Consider the following 589-nt stretch of genomic DNA (forward strand, 5'->3'; position numbering starts at 1 on the left):
GAGTAGCTCGAGTCGACGCCGATCAGGCGCTGCGCGCCGTCGGACCGTTCGGCCGAAACCTGCACCTTGCCGCCGAGCTTGCGGCCCGAATAGCTCACCCCGACCTCCGCCGATTCGCGCTTGCCGGGGATGCTGTCCTTCTCCACGCGGGCGATGTCGCCGGAAACCGAGAAGCGTTTCCAGCCGACCGCCACGCCGAGATTGTAGTTGCTGGGCGTGACGGCGGCATAGGTCGGCGCCTGCGTCTCCGCGGCCCGGGCCGCGACGGCCCGCGCCTTTTCGGGGCTGGCGCGGACGGCCACCCGCACCGCCTTGCTCTGCGGAGCGCCCGGCGTGGCGGGCGTGAAGCCGAAGCTGCCCGCCGGGTAGCCGCGCCTGGCAAGCGCCGCCGCGAGACGCGGATCGGAGACGGCGGGCGTGAAGGACGCGCCGCTCGCCGCATCGGCCCCGCCGAGCTTCCGGCCCTTGACGCCGGGGGCGGCGAGCGCAGGCGTCAGGACGAGCGCGACCGCAACCAGCGATACGCCGGCCCATCCTCCCTTGATGCCCACCTTGATCACGACATCCGACTCCGTAACGAACCGCATGT

General features: G+C 72.3%; 1 protein-coding gene. It reads right to left on the reverse strand.

The window, feature by feature from the left end; translation table 11 throughout:
* Nucleotides 1-560 (reverse strand): hypothetical protein (locus tag AC2JF9_RS08290; RefSeq protein ID WP_500726843.1); only part of this gene is annotated, 560 nt, incomplete at its 3' end.
* Nucleotides 561-589 lie beyond the last annotated feature (29 nt).

Source organism: Lactobacillus sp. C449L (genome assembly GCF_059900815.1).